Annotated in this window: 17 protein-coding genes and 1 pseudogene; 12 read left to right on the top strand and 6 right to left on the bottom strand. The window is 57.3% G+C overall.

Annotated elements, in window-relative coordinates; genetic code table 11:
* Window positions 1–27: 27 nt before the first annotated feature.
* Window positions 28–816: pseudogene (locus BJF97_RS01545) on the bottom strand (nucleotidyltransferase domain-containing protein).
* Between the two features lie 5 nt (window positions 817–821).
* Window positions 822–1,949: a slipin family protein gene (locus BJF97_RS01540; RefSeq protein ID WP_014227527.1), complete on the bottom strand. Its 1,128-nt coding sequence runs from the start codon at window positions 1,947–1,949 to the stop codon at window positions 822–824.
* Window positions 1,950–2,394: 445 nt separating this feature from the next.
* Between BJF97_RS01540 and rtcR the strand changes: the two genes are divergently transcribed.
* From rtcR to BJF97_RS01525, 3 genes are all read left to right on the top strand, one after another.
* A complete protein-coding gene (gene rtcR, locus BJF97_RS01535; RefSeq protein WP_032695068.1) occupies window positions 2,395–3,975 on the top strand; it encodes an RNA repair transcriptional activator RtcR in 1,581 nt (526 codons plus the stop codon).
* A gap of 111 nt (window positions 3,976–4,086) precedes the next feature.
* Window positions 4,087–5,016, top strand: a complete 930-nt coding sequence (gene panS / locus BJF97_RS01530) for a ketopantoate/pantoate/pantothenate transporter PanS (RefSeq protein ID WP_025107709.1) — start codon at window positions 4,087–4,089, stop codon at window positions 5,014–5,016.
* Window positions 5,017–5,213: 197 nt separating this feature from the next.
* Complete coding sequence (locus BJF97_RS01525; RefSeq protein WP_009653910.1) at window positions 5,214–5,486, top strand: DUF3811 domain-containing protein; 273 nt, start codon at window positions 5,214–5,216, stop codon at window positions 5,484–5,486.
* Here BJF97_RS01525 and rluF read toward each other — a convergent pair.
* On the bottom strand, window positions 5,483–6,355 hold the full coding sequence (gene rluF, locus BJF97_RS01520; RefSeq protein WP_032695067.1) for a 23S rRNA pseudouridine(2604) synthase RluF: 873 nt from the start codon (window positions 6,353–6,355) through the stop codon (window positions 5,483–5,485). The genes BJF97_RS01525 and rluF overlap by 4 nt on opposite strands.
* A 348-nt stretch (window positions 6,356–6,703) precedes the next feature.
* Between rluF and BJF97_RS01515 the strand changes: the two genes are divergently transcribed.
* The 8 genes from BJF97_RS01515 to BJF97_RS01480 all read left to right on the top strand — a co-directional run bounded on the left by BJF97_RS01515 (window position 6,704) and on the right by BJF97_RS01480 (window position 13,388).
* Window positions 6,704–7,651: a sugar-binding transcriptional regulator gene (locus BJF97_RS01515; RefSeq protein WP_014227523.1), complete on the top strand. Its 948-nt coding sequence runs from the start codon at window positions 6,704–6,706 to the stop codon at window positions 7,649–7,651.
* Between the two features lie 70 nt (window positions 7,652–7,721).
* A complete protein-coding gene (locus tag BJF97_RS01510) occupies window positions 7,722–8,525 on the top strand; it encodes an SDR family oxidoreductase (RefSeq protein ID WP_014227522.1) in 804 nt (267 codons plus the stop codon).
* Window positions 8,526–8,534: 9 nt separating this feature from the next.
* Window positions 8,535–8,942 (top strand): mannose/fructose/sorbose PTS transporter subunit IIA, encoded by a 408-nt coding sequence (locus BJF97_RS01505; protein ID WP_014227521.1) that lies wholly within the window; start codon window positions 8,535–8,537, stop codon window positions 8,940–8,942.
* A complete protein-coding gene (locus tag BJF97_RS01500; RefSeq protein WP_014227520.1) occupies window positions 8,942–9,436 on the top strand; it encodes a mannose/fructose/sorbose PTS transporter subunit IIB in 495 nt (164 codons plus the stop codon). The genes BJF97_RS01505 and BJF97_RS01500 overlap by 1 nt, the downstream gene beginning before the upstream one ends.
* Window positions 9,437–9,622: 186 nt before the next feature.
* Window positions 9,623–10,420, top strand: a complete 798-nt coding sequence (locus BJF97_RS01495; RefSeq protein ID WP_014227519.1) for a PTS mannose/fructose/sorbose transporter subunit IIC — start codon at window positions 9,623–9,625, stop codon at window positions 10,418–10,420.
* 11 nt (window positions 10,421–10,431) lie between these two features.
* Entirely contained in the window at window positions 10,432–11,256 is an 825-nt protein-coding gene (locus BJF97_RS01490) for a PTS system mannose/fructose/sorbose family transporter subunit IID (RefSeq protein ID WP_004127729.1), read from the top strand.
* 97 nt (window positions 11,257–11,353) lie between these two features.
* Complete coding sequence (gene sorE, locus BJF97_RS01485) at window positions 11,354–12,586, top strand: L-sorbose 1-phosphate reductase (protein ID WP_014837120.1); 1,233 nt, start codon at window positions 11,354–11,356, stop codon at window positions 12,584–12,586.
* Window positions 12,579–13,388: a shikimate 5-dehydrogenase gene (locus tag BJF97_RS01480; protein WP_014227517.1), complete on the top strand. Its 810-nt coding sequence runs from the start codon at window positions 12,579–12,581 to the stop codon at window positions 13,386–13,388. The genes sorE and BJF97_RS01480 overlap by 8 nt, the downstream gene beginning before the upstream one ends.
* Before the next feature lie 31 nt (window positions 13,389–13,419).
* Here the strand turns inward: BJF97_RS01480 and BJF97_RS01475 are convergent, their stop codons facing one another.
* Together BJF97_RS01475 and BJF97_RS01470 are read right to left on the bottom strand one after the other, a co-directional pair.
* Window positions 13,420–13,737, bottom strand: a complete 318-nt coding sequence (locus BJF97_RS01475; protein ID WP_014227516.1) for a CcdB family protein — start codon at window positions 13,735–13,737, stop codon at window positions 13,420–13,422.
* The gene (locus BJF97_RS01470) at window positions 13,737–14,030 is read right to left on the bottom strand and encodes a type II toxin-antitoxin system CcdA family antitoxin (RefSeq protein WP_004138471.1); all 294 of its coding nucleotides are present in this window, start codon (window positions 14,028–14,030) and stop codon (window positions 13,737–13,739) included. Before BJF97_RS01470 ends, BJF97_RS01475 begins: the two co-directional genes overlap by 1 nt.
* A gap of 236 nt (window positions 14,031–14,266) precedes the next feature.
* Here BJF97_RS01470 and pepE point away from each other — a divergent pair, with 236 nt between their 5' ends.
* Complete coding sequence (gene pepE / locus BJF97_RS01465) at window positions 14,267–14,956, top strand: dipeptidase PepE (RefSeq protein ID WP_014227515.1); 690 nt, start codon at window positions 14,267–14,269, stop codon at window positions 14,954–14,956.
* A gap of 364 nt (window positions 14,957–15,320) precedes the next feature.
* Here pepE and BJF97_RS01460 read toward each other — a convergent pair whose 3' ends face one another.
* On the bottom strand, window positions 15,321–16,952 hold the full coding sequence (locus BJF97_RS01460) for a Na/Pi cotransporter family protein (RefSeq protein ID WP_032695066.1): 1,632 nt from the start codon (window positions 16,950–16,952) through the stop codon (window positions 15,321–15,323).
* Window positions 16,953–17,036: the final 84 nt, after the last annotated feature.

Raw genomic sequence — 17,036 nt, 5'->3', positions numbered from 1 at the left:
TGGCCCGCCATTTCTGCCGGGCCATTTTTAGTTTCCCATCACCGTGGTCATCAGCAATCTGTTCAACTCCCTGACATCACCGCTCCGGCTCTCAGGCAGCGCTGGCGGGATTGCGCCTCTGAGCAGCTCGGACTGAATAAACGCATGCAGCAGCGGTCGACGCGGGCCGTTTTCCGCCTCTCCTGCGCGCTGTTTACGTTCCAGCAGCTCGTCTATTTCCGCACGTAGACCCGCTGCCAGCTCGCTTCCTGCCAGCAGTTCATCAAAGCGCATCGGCGGCACGCCTTTTCCCGCCTCAACCCAGCGGACGGCCAGCAGCGGGCGCAGTACGTAAAAGTACTTTTTCAGCCGCACCCGTTCGCCTTGCAGATAGCCGCGAAAATTTTTACGGGCCATCGAATAGTAATGCCAGCGGGCGCGAACCGGAGAAAACCAATGCGGTATTACTTTCTTCAGCGCCTGAACCGTTGCGTCATCCTGCTGATACACCACCGGTGAATCCAGCCATTCGATCAGCGTCGGGTTCGCCCCTTTCAGCAGACCCAGCGCCTTGCGCCACTCCCAGCCGCAGACGTCCAGCTCATCGTCGATGGGCAGCTCAATAACATCGCGCGGGGGCTCCACCCGCAGGTACCACTCCAGCGGGTGAACGTAGAGAAACCGCACATCATAATCGCTGTCCGGCGAGGCAAAGCCCCAGCCCCGGCTGCCGGATTCGCAGGCGTAGAGCACTCTGACGCCCTAGCGCTGCTCCACCTCTTTTAACTGCCGCCGCACCTTATGGCGCATGGCGGCGCTTACAGCGTGATACGTCATTTTCATTATCCTTTTAGATTCACCAGGCCATGCAGCACCTGGTCCAGGCCGCCGAAGACCGAGATTTTATCGATGCGCTCCGCCACTCTTTCCAGCGTTTCCAGCTCTTTTAAGCGCAGCGCGACCGGGTTGTTCTCCATCACCTTCGCGGTGTTGAGCAGCGAGCGCGTCGCCGCGGTCTCTTCACGCCGGCGGATCACGTTCGCCTGCGCCGATTTCTCCGCCTCCACCAGCTGCGACAAAATGGCTTTCATGTCGCCGGGCAGCACAATATCCTTCACGCCAAGCGACGCGACGTCGATACCAAATGCCGCCATGCGCTCGGTGACCTGCGCGCTCACGACCTCATCAATGATTTTCTTATCTTCCAGCAGCTCATCCAGCGTTCGCGTTCCGACGGCTTCACGCAGCGCAAACTGCAGCTCGCGATACAGATGGTCCAGCGGCTTCGTCAGCTGTCCAAACGCCTGCAGTACATCGCTGTAGCGCCAGTTCGCCGCCAGATTTAAACGCAGGTTCACTTTATCTTTGGTCAGAATCTCCTGGCCGCCAACCTCCAGCACCTGCAGGCGGGTATCAACCACTTCAGCTTCCACCAGGTGATTGACCTTCCAGTACGCGCTCAGGCCAGGCTGCAGCAGCGATTGTGTCTCGCCGTCGATTTTCAGCACCCCGACGTGCCACGCCGGCACCGATACGGTGAGGATCGCTTCGCGGCCTTTTACCGCCCCGTGACGTCGCGGCTGCAGCACCGCATTCATAATGTCAGCCGGAACCGCAACCTGCCGGGTATCGATACGTAGCAGCTGAATTTCATCACCGGCGGACCAGTACAGTCGGCGCGTCGAAGGGGGTAAAATTTCCTGCAGCACACCGTTGGCATACAGCGCCCCGGCCTCGACATCCGTCAAATCCGCCGCCAGGCAGTAGCGTTCAATCCATTCCGGCTGAAAGCGTCGTAAATACTCCGCCAGCGCCTCCGGCACTTCGCTGCCGTCCCGGTTAACGATCAGCACTTCGGGGACGTTGAACCACGGCAGGCGATGCTCGCCCGCTTCCAGAACCTGATAGTAGTCACCCTGACGGGATAAAAGGCCAAGCTGACCTTTACGTATCGTGATTTTCTTCGTCATTTTTTGTTCCTTAGCAAAATCAGGCGCGGGTGCAGGGGCGAAGCCGCAGGGGAACTCCCTTTTGCCTGCGGCACGGCGCCTTTACCGGCGGCCTGCTGTGGGGCGTGCTGACTGCGCATCACCCCGCGTTATTTCTATGATTAACGACCAGTTTTCATTGGAGATGAAATCGGGAATCGAACCCATTGGTGGTCATCGGCTGACGGAACGCGCCCGAAAAACGGCCTGTACCGTTCCTGGCGTGCCGGCGAGGTTTAACCCCCTGCGTTTTCAGCGTCGTGACGGAAGGGATATTGCCAGTTGCGTGCCAACAATAAAAAATGCGAGAGTTATTTTTCAATGAATTGATTAATAACGTTTTTATTTTTAATTCAAACGATAGCGCTTGCCGCCGGCAGCAGGTTTTTTTATCTTTAAATATCGAAACTTATCTTTTGGGATAAACATGAAAAAGCGGCGAGTGGTCATTGGCGTCCTCGGAACGGTGCTGGACAAACGCGGCAAGCGGGCGAATCGCTTTAAAAAATGGCGGCCTACCGTTGGGCTATGCCAGCAGGCCGATTTTCCTGTCGACAGGCTGGAGCTTCTCCACCAGCCGCGTGATGAAAATATGGCGCAAAAGCTGATTGACGATGTCGCCCAGCTTTCGCCGCATACCGAAGTGCGCCCGCATACGATTGAGATAAACGATCCGTGGGATTTTGAAGAGGTCTACGCGGCGTTTCTCGACTTCGCCAACCGCTATCGCTTTGATACCGAAAACGAAGAGTATCTGGTGCATATCACCACCGGGACCCACGTGGCGCAGATCTGCTGGTTCCTGCTGACCGAAGCGCGCTATCTCCCCGCCAGCCTGCTGCAGACCAGCCCTGCGCCGAAAGGCGCAGCGGATGACGCCGTCGCCGCCGGTATTTACTCGGTGATCGATCTGGACTTAAGCCGCTACGCCGCGCTCACCAGCCGCTTTCAGCGCGAGCAGCAGCAGTCCGTCTCCTTCCTGAAGGCGGGTATCGAGACGCGTAATGCGACGTTCAACGCGCTTATCGATCGTATTGAGCGCGTGGCGATCCGATCGACCGATCCGATCCTGCTGACCGGCCCAACGGGCGCCGGGAAGTCCGTCCTCGCCAAACGTATTTTTCAGCTTCGTCAGTCGCGCCATCGGGTGGCGGGAAAATTCATGGCGGTAAACTGCGCCACGCTGCGCGGTGATAACGCCATGTCCACGCTGTTTGGACATGTCAAAGGCGCGTTTACCGGCGCGGTTACGCCTCGCGCCGGGCTATTACGCGAAGCCGACGGCGGCGTGCTGTTTCTCGATGAAATCGCCGAGCTGGGGCTGGATGAGCAGGCTATGCTGCTGAAGGCCATCGAAGAAAAAACCTTTTTCCCGTTTGGCTCGGATAAAGAGGTGCACAGCGACTTCCAGCTGATCGCCGGCACCCATCGCGATATGCAGCAGTGGGTAGCGGAGGGGCGCTTTCGCGAAGATCTTTATGCGCGCATCAATATGTGGCGCTTTGCCCTCCCCGGCCTGGCGCAGCGGCGGGAAGATATTGCGCCGAACGTGGAGTATGAATTACGGCGACTGGCCAACGAGCGGCAGACGCAGATCCGCTTTGATAAAGACGCCCGCGAACGCTATCTGGCCTTTGCCTGCTCGCCGCAGGCGCAATGGCGCGGCAATTTCCGCGAGCTAGGCTCCTCCGTGGCGCGTATGGCGACCCTGGCCGAGCAGGGGCGCATTACGCTGGCCGTTGCGGAAGAGGAGATAATGCTGCTGAAAGAGAGCTGGCAGCTCACGACATCTTCTCCTGATATTGCAATGGAAATCGATCTGTTCGATCGCCGCCAGCTGGAAACGGTGCTGGAGGTCTGCCAGCGCAGCGTTTCGCTCTCCGAAGCCGGACGCGAGCTGTTCGCCGTCTCCCGGCAAAAAAAGGCCAACCCTAACGATGCCGACCGCTTGCGCAAATATTTAGCGCGCTTCGGACTCAGCTGGGAGCTTATCCGCAGCGGAACATGAGCATAATTTGTTTGAATAATATGTCTTAGCACGATAAACAATAGCGATGGCCGGGCTCGATCCCGGCCGGTCTATAACAAGCAAACACAACTTACGTGCAAGGAAAACAACATGCTCGCCACGCTTACGCGGCTGTTCCCATTATGGGCGCTGCTGCTCTCGGTTATCGCCTATTACACGCCATCCACTTTTACCCCCGTTGGCCCGTGGGTCCCGACGCTGCTGATGCTGATTATGTTCGGCATGGGCGTGCATCTGAAAGTCGACGATTTTAAGCGCGTGCTTTCCCGCCCCGCGCCGGTCGCCGCAGGCATTTTTCTCCACTACCTGGTGATGCCGCTCGCCGCCTGGCTGCTGGCGCTGATTTTTCACATGCCGCCCGAGCTCTCCGCCGGGATGGTGCTGGTCGGCAGCGTCGCCAGCGGTACGGCATCCAACGTGATGATCTTTCTGGCAAAAGGCGACGTCGCGCTCTCAGTCACCATCTCATCGGTTTCCACGCTGGTTGGCGTGGTCGCCACCCCGCTGCTGACGCGTCTGTACGTGGATGCGCATATTCAGGTGGACGTGATGGGGATGCTGCTCAGCATTCTGCAAATCGTGGTGATCCCGATTGCGCTGGGGCTGGTAGTGCACCATCTGCTACCGAAAGTGGTGAAGGCGGTGGAGCCGTTCCTGCCGGCCTTTTCGATGGTCTGCATTCTGGCGATTATCTGCGCCGTGGTGGCCGGTTCCGCATCGCATATCGCTTCCGTAGGCTTTGTGGTGATTATCGCCGTCATCCTGCATAACACCATCGGCCTGCTCGGCGGCTACTGGGGCGGACGGCTGTTTGGCTTTGACGAATCCACCTGCCGCACGCTGGCGATCGAGGTGGGAATGCAGAACTCCGGACTTGCCGCCGCGCTGGGGAAAATCTACTTTGGCCCGCTGGCCGCGCTGCCCGGCGCGCTGTTCTCAGTCTGGCACAACCTGTCCGGCTCGCTGCTGGCCGGCTACTGGTCAGGGAAGCCTATCGCCGACAAACCGCGTAAACGGTAAAAGAGCGCGAATAACCCGTAATTTTCCCGGCTTGCGCTGCGCTTAGCCGGGCTACGGTCCGTGCAGCTTGCGGGTTTTGTAGCCCGGACAGGTGCGCAGCGCCGCCTCCGGGATTTTCTGCGAGGCACAACAATTTACCGTGAGACGTCAGCCCCAATACCGTACACTGAAACCACAGGCTAATTGAGGGCACCACTATGGCACTCCCCCGCATCACGCAAAAAGAGATGACCGAGCGCGAACAGCGCGAACTGAAAACCCTGCTAGACCGCGCGCGCATCGCCCATGGCCGTCCGCTGACCAACGCGGAAACCAATAGCGTGAAAAAAGAGTACATCGATAAACTGATGGCCCTGCGCGAGGCCGAGGCTAAGAAAGCCCGCCAGCTGAAGAAAAAGCAGGCTTATAAACCAGACGCAGAGGCCTCGTTTTCCTGGTCGGCAAATACCCCGACGCGCGGCAGACGTTAACGCCCTTTCTTCTTGCGCCCCGGCGCGGTAAAGCGTTTGCCGTTCGACGCCGGGCGGGAAGACTTGTCGCTGGTTTTTTCAATCGCCACGACGGGACGCTTGATGCCGGCCGTTTTCGGCTTCGCTTTTGCCTTCGGTTTCGCTTCTGAAGACGAGTTTTCAATCAGTTTGAAAAGATCGATCAGCTCATCGTCGGTCAGATCGCGCCACTCTCCCAGCGGGATCCCCGTCAGGCTGACGTTCATGATCCGCGTCCGCTCAAGCTTCGTCACTTCATAGCCAAAGTGTTCGCACATCCGGCGGATCTGGCGATTCAGCCCCTGCACCAGGGTAATGCGGAACACAAACGGCGCTTCTTTTTTCACTTTGCACTTCTTCGTCACCGTGCCGAGAATCGGTACGCCCGCCCCCATGCCGCGGATAAACTCATCGGTTATCAGCTTATCAACGGTGACCAGATACTCTTTTTCGTGATCGTTACCGGCGCGCAGGATTTTATTCACCAGATCGCCATGGTTGGTCAGAAAGATCAGCCCCTGGGAGTCTTTATCCAGGCGACCGATGGGGAAAACGCGTTTACTGTGGTTAACGAAATCCACAATATTGTCGCGCTCGCCGTCTTCGGTGGTGCTGACGATGCCAACCGGTTTATTCAGCGCAATCAGGACCAGATCGTCCGCTTCGCGCGGCTCAATCAACCGGCCATTGACCTTTACCACGTCGCCCGCTTTAACCTGGTCGCCGATGGTAGCGCGCTTGCCGTTGATAAAAACGTTGCCTTGTTCGATAAAGCGATCGGCTTCACGACGCGAGCAAATTCCGCTTTCGCTGATGTATTTATTGAGTCGGGTTGATGAGTCGGGCAGCATAAAATCTCCTGTAAAAGCGAAATATACCCTACCTTATGGGCGATAAAAAAGAATCGCGCTCTCGTCGCCTGCCGCTAAATGTGATCTGCTCCGCCTTTCAACACAAAAGTGTGCCCATGAAAGCCCGGCAACTTTGCCCGGCGAAACAAAGCAGAATCAGGCTCTTATCACGTCCGGCACAAAGGTGCCATAAACCACCGGTAAGCAACGCAAATGTGCAACAGAAACGGTCGGAACATCATCATGAAATAGAGGAAAATTTCTTTGAAGCGGGTCGCTGATGGGGTTATATCAGATCATGACAGCAACTCTCCCATTTGCACAAATGTGCAGGAGCCGACAGTGACGATGGAAAACAGCGACGATATTCGTCTGATCGTGAAAATCGCCCAGCTCTACTATGAGCAGGATATGACCCAGGCGCAGATTGCCCGCGAGCTGGGGATATACCGCACCACTATCAGCCGTCTGCTGAAGCGCGGCCGCGAGCAGGGCATCGTCACTATCGCCATCAACTACGACTACAACGAAAATCTGTGGCTTGAGCAGCAGCTAAAACAAAAATTCGGTCTCAAAGAGGCGGTGGTGGCGGCCTGCGACTCACTGCTGGAGGAGGATCAGCTCAATCTTATCGGCCTGCATGGCGCGCAATTGGTCGACAGGCTGCTGGAGCCGGGCGATATCGTCGGCTTCTCCTGGGGTCGGGCGGTGCGCGCGCTGGTGGAGAATCTGCCGCAGGCCAGCCAGTCCCGTCAGGTTATCTGCGTGCCGATTATCGGCGGCCCCTCCGGAAAACTGGAAAGTCGTTACCACGTGAATACGCTGACCTACGGCGCAGCGGCGAAGCTGAAAGCGGAATCTCATCTCGCTGATTTCCCGGCACTGCTGGATAACACATTAATTCGCAACGGTATTATGCAGTCCCGGCATTTTAAAACGATTGCCTCCTACTGGGATAACCTGGACGTCGCGCTGGTGGGCATTGGTTCTCCGGCGATCCGCGACGGCGCCAACTGGCATGCATTTTACGGCAGTGAAGAGAGCGACGATCTCAACGCTCGCCAGGTCGCCGGCGATATCTGTTCGCGTTTTTACAACATTGATGGCGCGCTGGTCGAAACCGCCATGAGCGAAAAAACGCTCTCTATCGAGATGGCGAAACTCAAGCAGGCGCGCTACTCGGTGGGTATCGCCATGGGCGAGGAGAAATACGCCGGGATTCTTGGCGCCTTAAACGGTCATTACATTAATTGTCTGGTGACGAATCGAGAAACCGCTGAGTCATTACTGAAGTAAATGTCAAGAATATGATTTCACGCAGCGCTGCTGCGGGGGATCCCTTTATCTAAAGAAACAGGAGTCGATAATGAATACATGGTTAAATTTAAAAGACAAAATAATTATCGTGACCGGCGGCGCATCAGGAATCGGCCTGGCGATTGTCGATGAGTTATTATCCCAGGGCGCAAACGTGCAGATGAGCGATATTCACGGCGGCGACAAACATCAGAATCGCGATAATTATAATTTCTGGCCAACCGATATTTCCAGCGCCAGCGAAGTGAATAAAACCGTCGAGAGTATTATTCAGCGCTTTGGCCGCATTGATGGTTTAGTCAATAACGCCGGCGTCAACTTCCCGCGTTTATTAGTGGATGAGAAAGCGCCGTCCGGTCGCTATGAATTAAATGAAGCGGCATTCGAAAAAATGGTCAATATCAACCAGAAAGGCGTGTTCCTGATGTCGCAGGCGGTGGCGCGCCAGATGGTTAAACAGCGCAGCGGCGTGATTGTTAACGTCTCGTCAGAAAGCGGTCTCGAAGGCTCTGAAGGCCAGAGCTGCTACGCCGCGACCAAAGCCGCGCTGAACAGCTTTACCCGCTCCTGGTCGAAAGAGCTGGGCAAGCACGGTATTCGCGTCGTAGGCGTCGCGCCGGGCATTCTGGAAAAAACCGGGCTGCGTACGCCGGAATATGAAGAAGCGCTGGCCTGGACCCGCAATATCACCGTCGAACAGCTGCGCGAAGGCTATAGCAAAAATGCGATTCCTGTTGGTCGCTCCGGCCGTCTCAGCGAAGTTGCTGATTTTGTTTGCTATCTGCTCTCAGAGCGCGCCAGCTACATTACCGGAGTAACCACTAACATTGCGGGCGGCAAAACGCGCGGCTAAGGGGGAAACATGGTTAACGTCATCTTCTGCGCTCACGGTCAGCTGGCCTGCGCCATGCTCGACTCGGTGCGCATGGTTTACGGCGATGTCCACGTCAGCGCCGTGGCGTTTGTACCGGGGGAAAACGCGGGCGATATCGCCGATAAGCTTGAAAAGTTGGTAAGTACTCACAAAGAGGAGGAGTGGCTCATCGCCGTCGATCTACAGTGCGGCAGCCCGTGGAACGCCGCCGCCGGCCTGGCGATGCGCAACCCGCAGCTTCGGGTCATCAGCGGCCTGTCGCTACCGCTGGCTCTGGAGCTGGTCGATAACCAGCAAACGATGAATGCAGAAGCACTGTGCCAACATCTTGAGACCATCGCCAGCCAGTGCTGCGTCACCTGGCGGCAGCCGGAAACCGTTGAGGAGGATTTCTGATGAACATTACGCTCGCACGCATTGATGACCGCCTGATTCACGGCCAGGTCACCACCGTTTGGTCAAAAGTGGCCAACGCCCAGCGCATCATTATCTGTAATGACGACGTGTATAACGACGACGTTCGCCGCACGCTGCTTCGCCAGGCCGCGCCGCCGGGCATGAAGGTCAATGTGGTGAATATCGAGAAAGCCGTCGCCGTTTATCACAACCCGCAATATCAGGACGAAACGGTTTTTTATTTATTCACTAATCCGCAGGACGTATTAACCATGGTGCAGCAGGGCGTCAAAATAGCCACGCTAAATATTGGCGGCATGGCCTGGCGACCGGGTAAAAAACAGTTAACCAAAGCGGTGTCATTAGACGCAACGGATATTAATGCCTTTCAGCAGTTAGATACTCTGGGCGTTAAGCTTGATTTACGCGTCGTGGCTTCAGATCCGTCGGTTAATATTCTCGATAAAATAGCAGAGCAGTCCGTTACAGAATAATAAAACGCGCCTTTTATTACACACTGTCATTCTGGATGTATCGCGGCGGCAAATGAGCGAGTCACCAGCAGCATAGATTACTATGCGACTGGGGCGAGAGAATGCAGTCAACAAAGAGGCAGCCTGAAGAACATCGTGTAAATGCCGTAAAAGGCAGGGATTTCTATACCCTCAAGGTGACAAATTATGGAAATAAGTACCCTACAAATAATCGCCATATTTATTTTTTCCTGTATTGCCGGGATGGGCAGCGTGCTGGATGAATTCCAGACGCACCGCCCATTAATCGCCTGTACCGTGATTGGCTTAATTCTCGGCGATCTAAAAACCGGGATTATGCTCGGCGGGACGCTGGAGCTGATCGCGCTCGGCTGGATGAACGTCGGCGCGGCGCAGTCTCCGGATTCGGCGTTAGCCAGCATTATCTCCGCCATCCTGGTGATCGTGGGCCAGCAAAGCATCGCTACCGGAATAGCGATTGCGCTGCCGGTCGCTGCCGCAGGTCAGGTGCTCACCGTGTTCGCCCGCACCATTACCGTGGTGTTCCAGCACGCGGCGGATAAGGCCGCGGAAGAGGCGCGCTTCAGAACAATCGATCTGCTGCACGTGTCGGCGCTGGGCGTTCAGGCGCTGCGCGTCGCCATTCCCGCACTCATCGTTTCTCTGTTTGTCAGCGCGGATATGGTCAGCAATATGCTCAACGCCATTCCGGACTTCGTCACCCGCGGTCTGCAAATCGCCGGCGGTTTTATCGTGGTGGTCGGCTACGCCATGGTGCTGCGCATGATGGGCGTGAAGTATCTGATGCCCTTCTTCTTCCTCGGCTTCCTCGCGGGCGGCTACCTCGACTTTAGCCTGCTAGCCTTCGGCGGCGTCGGGGTCATCATCGCGCTGATTTATATCCAGCTTAATCCGCAGTGGCGTAAACCCGAACCGCAGGCCGCCGCCACCTCTTCCACTGCCCTTGACCAGCTTGACGACTGATGGAGCCCAACATGGAACAGAGAAAAATTACCCAAGGCGACCTGGTGAGCATGTTTCTGCGCTCCAACCTGCAGCAGGCGTCATTCAACTTCGAACGTATTCACGGGCTTGGCTTCTGCTACGACATGATCCCGGCCATCAAGCGCCTCTACCCGCTGAAGGAGGATCAGGTCGCCGCGCTGAAGCGTCATCTGGTGTTCTTCAACACCACTCCGGCAGTCTGCGGGCCGGTGATTGGCGTCACCGCCGCGATGGAGGAAGCCCGGGCCAACGGCGCCGCTATCGACGATGGCGCCATCAACGGGATCAAAGTTGGCCTGATGGGGCCGCTGGCAGGCGTGGGCGACCCGCTGGTATGGGGCACGCTGCGGCCGATTACCGCCGCCCTCGGCGCCTCGCTGGCGCTCTCCGGCAATATTCTTGGACCGCTGCTGTTCTTCTTTATTTTCAACGCGGTACGTCTGGCGATGAAGTGGTACGGGCTACAGCTTGGCTTCCGTAAAGGGGTCAATATCGTCAGCGATATGGGCGGCAACCTGCTGCAAAAACTGACCGAAGGCGCCTCCATTCTTGGCCTGTTTGTGATGGGCGTACTGGTCACCAAGTGGACCACCATCAACGTCCCGCTGGTGGTCTCGCAAACCCCGGGCGCTGACGGCTCAACCGTCACCATGACCGTACAAAACATCCTCGATCAGCTTTGCCCCGGCCTGCTGGCTCTGGGCCTGACGCTGCTGATGGTGCGCCTGCTCAATAAGAAAGTGAACCCGGTATGGCTGATTTTCGCCCTCTTCGGTTTGGGGATTATCGGTAACGCGCTGGGCTTCCTGTCCTGATTTTTCCGCCCCGGCGATGCCGGGGCTACTTCAACAAGTTAGACCCAAAAGATTTCGCAGCCGTCATGCGAAAGATGAAGGGGATGAGGTGGTAAACATGCAAACAACAACAGCCCTGCGGCTCTACGGCAAACGCGATCTGCGCCTGGAAACCTTCGAACTCCCGGCGATGCAGGATGATGAAATTCTCGCCCGGGTGGTCACCGACAGCCTGTGCCTCTCCTCGTGGAAAGAGGCGAACCAGGGCGAGGACCACAAAAAGGTGCCTGACGATGTGGCGACCAACCCAATCATTATCGGCCATGAGTTCTGCGGGGAGATTATCGCCGTCGGCAAAAAATGGCAGCACAAGTTTCACGCCGGCCAGCGCTATGTGATTCAGGCCAACCTACAGCTGCCGGATCGCCCGGACTGCCCCGGTTATTCTTTTCCATGGATCGGCGGCGAAGCCACCCACGTGGTGATCCCCAACGAGGTGATGGAACAGGATTGTTTGCTTTCCTGGGAAGGCGATACCTGGTTTGAAGGCTCGCTGGTGGAGCCGCTTTCCTGCGTGATTGGCGCCTTCAACGCTAACTATCATCTGCAGGAAGGCAGCTATAACCATGTGATGGGCATTCGTCCGCAGGGGCGCACGCTGATCCTCGGCGGCACCGGCCCGATGGGCCTGCTGGCCATCGACTACGCGCTGCATGGCCCGATCAACCCGGCGCTGCTGGTGGTCACCGACACCAATAAGCCAAAGCTCAGCTATGCGCGCCAGCACTATCCCTCCGAGCCGCAAACGTTGATTCACTATCTGGATGGGCGCGACGCCAGCCGCGAAACGCTGATGGCGCTCTCCGGCGGCCACGGCTTTGACGATATCTTCGTCTTCGTCCCTAACGAACAGCTCATCACCCTGGCATCCTCGCTGCTGGCCCCGGACGGCTGCCTGAACTTTTTCGCCGGCCCGCAGGATAAGCAGTTCAGCGCACCGATCAATTTTTACGATGTGCATTACGCCTTCACCCACTACGTGGGCACCTCCGGCGGCAATACCGATGATATGCGCGCCGCCGTAGCGCTGATGCAGGAGAAAAAGGTGCAGACCGCGAAGGTGGTGACTCATATTCTGGGGCTGAACGCGGCGGGCGAGACCACCCTGGATTTACCGGCGGTAGGCGGCGGTAAGAAGCTGGTTTATACCGGAAAAAACATTCCGCTTACGCCGCTGGGAAACATTAGCGACCCGCAGCTGGCGGCGATTATGGAACGTCACCACGGTATCTGGTCAAAAGAGGCGGAAGAGTACCTGCTGGCCCACGCGGAGGATATTACTCATGATTGATCGCGATACGCGGCTGTGCATGTCGCTGGCCGGTCGCCCGGGTAACTTCGGCACCCGCTTTCATAACTACCTGTATGAAAAGCTGGGGCTGAACTATATCTATAAAGCGTTTACGACCCAGGATATAGCCGCGGCGGTAAACGGCGTGCGCGCATTAGGCATTCGCGGCTGCGCGGTCTCAATGCCGTTTAAAGAGAGCTGCATAGCGTATCTTGACGCGCTTGACCCTTCGGCAAAGGCGATTGATTCGGTCAACACCATCGTCAACGACGACGGCAGGCTGACCGGGCTGAATACCGACTATATCGCGGTGAAAAGCCTGATTGACAGCTATCAGCTCGATTCCTCAGCCAAAGTGATGATCCAGGGCAGCGGCGGAATGGGCAAAGCGGTCATCGCCGCCTTCCGCGATGCCGGTTTCCGCGATGTGATTATCGCCGCCCGCCATCGCGAGCGCGGCCTGGCGCTGGCAAAGCAGTACGGTTTTCAGTGGCAGCCCAGGCCGGAGGGAATCGCGGCGGATATTCTGGTTAACGTCACGCCGCTCGGCATGGCGGGCGGCGCGGAAAGCGAAACTCTGGCCTTTAGCCCGACGATGGTGGAACGGGCCGACGTGATATTTGACGTGGTCGCTCTGCCGCCGGAAACCCCGCTCATCAAGCTGGCGCAGAGGCTGGACAAGCGCGTTATCAGCGGCGCGGAGGTGATTGCCCTACAAGCGGTGGAGCAGTTTGCGCTCTACACCGGCGTGCGTCCGGACGCGGCGCTGGTCGCTGAAGCCGCGGCCTTTGCCAGAGGATAAGGGCAAAACGGAGAGCGCCAGGGAGGGCGCTCTAATAACCGTTGATCAGAAAGGCGATTGCATCGCGCAGCGCAGCCCTGTCCGCCGTCAAATCAGCAACCCGCTTGCCCAGTTCTTTCTGCGGTAAACCCGCCATCATATGCGTCATCACAATATAAGTTTGACCGGCAATCGTAATCACGGGACAAATTTTGGTCGGAGGCTGGGTATCAGGTAGTTGGTTTTGTTCTATCACAGGGGCAACCAGGATATGCTTCAGGACATTCGCGACCGGATGCTGCAGGTTGATTAAATAAGGGAAAACCTTTTTACCGCTTCCCGTATTCTCATAAGCGCAATATTGTTCCATCAGAACGGCCTTTGAAAATCACTAAACGAACCGTTTTCTTCTACCCATTGGTTAATCGTATCGATCGATTTCTTATTGTCTCGTAACCACTCTTCACGTTTGTGCTCACGAAATTTCTCAAGTAAAGCTTCCGTTAAAACCGCCGAAATGTTGATTTTAAGCTTACGCGCCTCTTCCAGGATTTCAGGCGAAAGCGAGACATTGACTGATTTTTTAACGTTCGACGTAGTGCGCATGATAGCCCCCATGGTAATGCGCATGACATGCCTCAGATTAGCGTAATAAACGAGCATTTTCTATTCCTTTGCCTGTGAATCATCAACGTAAAACTAAGCGGTTCCCGCTAACCTGTCACGCCCGGTAGAGTCAGTCTGCGAGGCGCTTTCCAGATTAATTCAGAGAGTCGCTGCGCCAATAATCACCGCTCCGCTTTGCTCAGCGCGTCCCAGCGTGAGCCACGTCAGCAAGCGGTGAGATATCCTGTGATAACATCTCTGCCCGAATAATCATCTGGTCAAATGGAGAAATAATGGAACTGCTGCTATTGAGTAACTCAACGCTGCCGGGCAAAGCCTGGCTGGAACATGCGCTGCCGACCATTGCCGGGCAGCTAAATGGCCGCCGTTCTGCGGTATTCATCCCTTTTGCCGGGGTGACGCAAACCTGGGATGATTACACCGCGAAAACCGCCGCCGTCTTCAGCCCAATGGGCGTTACGGTTACCGGTATTCACAGCGTCGCGGACCCGGTGTCGGCGATTGAGAATGCGGAGATAGTTATCGTCGGCGGCGGCAATACCTTTCAGTTGCTGAAAGAGTGCCGCGAACGCGGCCTGCTGGCGCCGATGGTGGATGTGGTGAAGCGCGGGGCGCTGTATATCGGCTGGAGCGCGGGCGCTAACCTGGCCTGCCCGACGATTCGCACCACTAACGATATGCCGATTGTCGACCCTAACGGTTTTGCTGCGCTGGGGCTGTTCCCGCTGCAAATTAACCCGCATTTCACCAACGCGCTGCCGGAAGGCCATAAAGGCGAGACCCGCGAACAGCGGATCCGCGAGCTGCTGGTGGTTGCGCCGGAGCTGACGATTATCGGCCTGCCGGAAGGCAACTGGATACAGGTGACGCAGGGCCACGCTACCCTTGGCGGCCCGAATCCAACGCTGGTATTCAGAGCCGGAGAAGACGCGGTGACCCTCAACGCCGGTCATCGTTTCTAAACCCCGTGCGCACGTTTCCCGGAGGCGGCGCTGCGCGCCTGTCCGGGCTACCATCCCGCAGACGGTGGAGAACTCGTAGCCCGGGCAAGGCGCTCTGTGCCGTCCCCGGGAGCAAAGCGCAGAGCGGCATAATTCCCCGGAGGCGATGCTGCGCATCTGTCCGGGCTACCATCCCGCAGACGGTGGAGATCTCGTAGCCCGGGCAAGGCGCTCTGCGCCGCCCCCGGGAGCAAAGCGCAGAGTGGCATAATTCCCCGGAGGCGATGCTGCGCATCTGTCCGGGCTACCATCCCGCAGACCGCGGTATACCTGTAGCCCGGCTAAGCGCAGCGCGAGCCGGGGATGTCTGGCGGCACATCAGCGCTTAATACTCATCGCGCTCATCGTCCTCATCCGGCTGCTCCATCACGCTATAGGCCACCGAGCAGAAAAGTGAATTCAGACGCTTCATATCGCCCAGCAGCGCCAGGTGCAGCGTACTGGTCTCAATACTCTGCACGTTTTGCTGATGCAGGCGGTCAACGTGGGCATGCGAGTAACGACGGTTCATGATACGAAAACGATGCTTGCTGCGGCGCAGGCGGCGGGCGCTCGGCACGTCGCTGGAGAAGAAGACCGACATCGCCAGCTGCAGATTGCTGAGCAGCTGCTCGTAGAGGGCATCCAGCTCTTTTAATCCCTCCATGGAGAACGCGCGCCGCGCGGCCAGCGATTTATCGGCGATCTCGCTGCCCATTCTTTCGACGATATCCGAAGCCTGCTCGAGGTTAAGCGCCATTTCGATAATTTCCGCCCAGCGGCGGGACTCCTCATCCGCCAGCTCCTCTTTCGGCATCCGCGCCAGATAGAGCTTAATGGCGGTGTAAAGTACGTTGATATCGTCCGCCATCCGCCGCAGCTCTTTCTCCTCACGCGGCTCGCCGTGCATCACTTTATGCAGGCTTTCCAGCATCTGCTCCATGGCATCGCCAATACGCAGGGTTTCGCGGGCAGCATTGGCCAGCGCCAGGGCGGGCGTATCCAGAGCCGAAGTATCAAGATGCTTCGGCTTCAGCCGCGCGTCCAGCTCGGGCTCATCGCGAATCAGACGCTTACAGAGGTTAGCCATGGGGCCGGCAAACGGCACCATGGCTATACAGCGGATCAGGTTGTAGAAGACGTGGAAATAGATAACCAGTTCGGATTTTTGCAGCGGAAGCTCATCCATGACGTTTGCCAACAGATGCACAAACGGCAGGATAATCAGGCTACCCACCAGCTTAAACAGCAGGCTGCCGAGCGCCACGCGGCGCGCGGCGGCATTAGCGCCGCTGTTGTTTAGCATGGCCAGCAGCCCGGATCCGAGGTTGGCGCCGATCACCAGGCACAGCGCCACCGGAAACGAAATCACGCCGGTGGCGGTTAACGTTGCGGTCAGCAGCACCGCTGCCAGGCTTGAATAGCTGATGATGGCAAACACCGCGCCGATCAGCGCATCCAGCATAATATCGCCGGTCAACGAGGCAAAAATCACCTGCACGCCGTTAGCCTGGGTGATGGGATGCACCGCCTGAACGATCAGCTCCAGCGCCAGCAGAATCAAGCCCAGACCGATCCCCACGCGCCCGAGCTGGCCCGCGCGCGTTTGCTTGCGCCCAAGGAAGAAAATCACGCCGATAAAAATCAGCAGCGGCGAAAGCCAGGACAGATCGAAGGTCAGCACCCTCGCCATCAGCGCGGTACCGACGTCAGCGCCCAGCACCATCACCAGCGCAGGGGCCAGCGCCACCAGATCCTGGGCGACAAAAGAGGTGACCAGCATGGTGGTGGCGTTGCTGCTCTGCACCAGCGCGGTAACGCCGATCCCCGCGCAGAAGGCGAGCGGTTTTTTCTCCACGCTGCTGCTGAGTACGCTTCGCAGACGAGCGCCGTAGACGCGCATTACGCCGGTACGGACGATATGGGTGCCCCACACCAGTAGGGCGACGGCGGACAACAGGTGTAGCAGAGTTAACACGGAATCAGCTTCTCCTTATATTTATTCGTTCCCGAAACTCATAAACCGTTACAGGCCGGATAGCGCTTCGCTTATCCGACGGCA

Source organism: Klebsiella sp. LTGPAF-6F, assembly GCF_001753185.1.
Taxonomy (GTDB): Bacteria; Pseudomonadota; Gammaproteobacteria; order Enterobacterales; family Enterobacteriaceae; genus Klebsiella; species Klebsiella michiganensis.
The sequence above is the reverse complement of the archived record's forward strand: the minus strand, read 5'-3'. Positions and strand labels throughout refer to the sequence as shown.